Origin of the sequence: Facilibium subflavum (assembly GCF_003574485.1) — a bacterium.
Taxonomy (GTDB): Bacteria; Pseudomonadota; Gammaproteobacteria; order Francisellales; family Francisellaceae; genus Facilibium; species Facilibium subflavum.
Genome location: NZ_QLIT01000069.1, coordinates 1 through 2,537, shown reverse-complemented (window position 1 = coordinate 2,537; position 2,537 = coordinate 1). Strand labels below are relative to the sequence as shown.

The 2,537-nt window shown below is 33.5% G+C and carries 3 protein-coding genes; all 3 read left to right on the top strand.

Going from position 1 to position 2,537, the window contains the following annotated elements; translation table 11 throughout:
* Window positions 1-403: 403 nt before the first annotated feature.
* Window positions 404-961, top strand: a complete 558-nt coding sequence (locus DNK84_RS05130) for a DNA-binding protein (protein ID WP_119343488.1) — start codon at window positions 404-406, stop codon at window positions 959-961.
* Window positions 962-1,571: 610 nt separating this feature from the next.
* Window positions 1,572-1,907: a type II toxin-antitoxin system RelE/ParE family toxin gene (locus DNK84_RS05120; RefSeq protein WP_119343486.1), complete on the top strand. Its 336-nt coding sequence runs from the start codon at window positions 1,572-1,574 to the stop codon at window positions 1,905-1,907.
* A complete protein-coding gene (locus DNK84_RS05115; RefSeq protein ID WP_119343485.1) occupies window positions 1,894-2,190 on the top strand; it encodes a hypothetical protein in 297 nt (98 codons plus the stop codon). Before DNK84_RS05120 ends, DNK84_RS05115 begins: the two co-directional genes overlap by 14 nt.
* Window positions 2,191-2,537: the final 347 nt, after the last annotated feature.

Here is a 2,537-nt window from a genome sequence, read left to right as displayed (position 1 = left end):
GATAGATAACTTTAAGATTGTCTATATCTAAAGGAATGCTTAAGTCTTTCATTAAAAACGCGACATTTTGATTTAGGTAACAGCATTGTAACCCTTATTGCTACTGAATTCCATACCCACAGTAAACGGAAAAGAGCCTGAAATAACCGTCACTAAAGACTTGTTAGATGACCTGGTTATCGTCTGTTATTTTGGTGGGAAAAACAGCCGCCGTCATCAGTCAAAAACGATTAAATTAGATTCCTTTTTACAATACTGCAAAATTTATAAAAAAATTATCAATATCCGCTTTAAACACGGGTATTGGTTTGTTTACCACCCTACCCTTCGATTATGATTTAGTCTTTATTTCTGTTTTAAAATATCATATAATATCTTTATTGATACTATTTGATATTTAAGTATGGTTAGAAAAAAACGTGATAACTTAATATTTGACAATGTGAAAGAGGCTTGCGAGCAACTTGTCTCAGATGGAGAAAAAGTAACCGTTCGCAATGTCTTAAACATAACTGGTGGCAACTTTGCTACCGTCTCTGAATTCATCAAAAAATGGCAAGAACAGCATGCAGCCTCAAAAGAAATTTCATTGCCAAAACACCTGATGGATGCTTTGAAAAGTGCATATAAAGATATGTTAAAAGAGCAGGAAACGCTATACAGTGAAAAGCTTGAGCGTGAAATAGCTCGTACACATGAAGCACTAAAAGAAATTGTAGAACTTGAAAGTAATAATGAAAAATTAATCTCACAGTTAAAATCAACAACTGAAGATTGTCAGGCAAAAACCAAAGCTTATGAGAAAGAAGCCGCCCTACTAAATGCTCGTTTTGATGATGCTTTACAGCGTGAGCAAAAATTAATGGATGAATTAGAAACAACACGCAAAAAACTTCATGAAGCAGAAATCAAGCTTGCTGTTTTACAAGCTGAAGTTAAATCAAATAAGAAGGCAGGGTAAAGGGAGCAATAAGGGGAGCAATAAGGGGAGCAAGCCGCCCTGCCTCTTCTACAATGATAAATCAATCTCAGTTGCATACAACCCATATTACAACAAAAACGTAGCTTTTATGCCTGATAAGTGAAGATATTATTGATATAATAATCACCCTGTCACACTAACGTAAGATTTGTTATAATCTAAAACCAGTTTTAAGCTTAGGAGAGCAAAGATGTTGCAAAAAATAAGGTCAAATGAAACTAGCTCAGCAATTTTATTCATATTGCTTTTAGCGTGGACTTTAATGTATGGTATACCAGCAATTTTTAACTTTATGATTCTGCGACCTTTGACGCCAATCATTAATACCGCTCTAGATATACAGAATTTTTGTTATGAAGCCTCGCTGGAAGTTCAAAACGAACTACAACTAAATAACATGGTTAAAAAGTTAATGACGGTTCCCAGACAATAATTGTTCATATTATTACCTTGTTCCAATACCTGATGCTAAGCACATAACTCTATTTGCAATATTAACACTAAATAAAATCATCCTTATATGGTTAATATTCTTGACATATGCCCTTATATGGGTATAATTAAGATATGAGAGCAAAAGTTGAAAGATATGTACGAAGTAAACTTACTTCCCAAGGCTGAAAAGTGGTTACTAAATTTATCAAAACCTCAACTAAGAGAGATGGTTTTATTAATTAAACGGCTTGAAATACTTGGCTATGAACTTGAACTCCCATATTCAAGGCCACTGAAAGGCACTAAAGAGAAAGTAAAAGAGCTGAGGTGCACAAAATATGGTAATAGACTTTATTACATACATCATGAAAACAAAGTCTATATTGGGCTTTTAGGCGGCGATAAAAAATCTCAAACTAGAGATGTAGCGCAAGCTGATAAGGTAGCCAGGAAACTAAAGCGAGGTGTTATAGAATATGAAAAACATTAATCAAATACTACGCGAAAACTTCACTAAAGAAGAAATTAAAAAAATTGAGGCAGAAGCAAAACAAGATGCTATAGAGTACATGGCCCTTAAAGAAGTTATTGCAAAAGAAATAAACAATTATATTACTACGAACAAGATTTCATTCAAAGACGTCAAAGAAAAACTAGAAACAAGTACATCACAAGCGCAAAGGATAGTTTCTGGTAAGTCTAATTTTACTCTTGAGACATTGATCAAAGTTGGTAACCTGATCGGGAAAAAACCTAAAATTATTTTTGAATAGCAGGTTAACCCATGGCCCAACTTTCGAGGTGATAGCTTAAATTTCAATCTTAAGTTAACTGCCCATTAAACTATAGTTTAATGGGAGCATACATCCACAGCCAACGTGCAACTTAGTTTGACTCGCCAAATGTCCGCATCAAATTCTTTTATCATAAGCACCCGATCTGAATATGCTCGATAATTTTAAATGAGTTAATATACTCCCACAAAGTTGCTCCATTTTTATTTTTGTGCCATAATTGATTTCTAAATATTTTATGGAGCAAATGCGTTTACATTTTGATTTTTGTAATTACATGCTTGCCAACCTAAGCATTAATATATAATTACTTTCATTTATTACTA

What these genes read in the sequence shown, in the direction of transcription:
- DNK84_RS05130 (WP_119343488.1), top strand. Translation starts at nt 404, where the DNA reads ATGGTTAGAAAAAAACGTGATAACTTAATATTTGACAATGTGAAAGAG.
- DNK84_RS05120 (WP_119343486.1), top strand. Translation starts at nt 1,572, where the DNA reads ATGTACGAAGTAAACTTACTTCCCAAGGCTGAAAAGTGGTTACTAAAT.
- DNK84_RS05115 (WP_119343485.1), top strand. Translation starts at nt 1,894, where the DNA reads ATGAAAAACATTAATCAAATACTACGCGAAAACTTCACTAAAGAAGAA.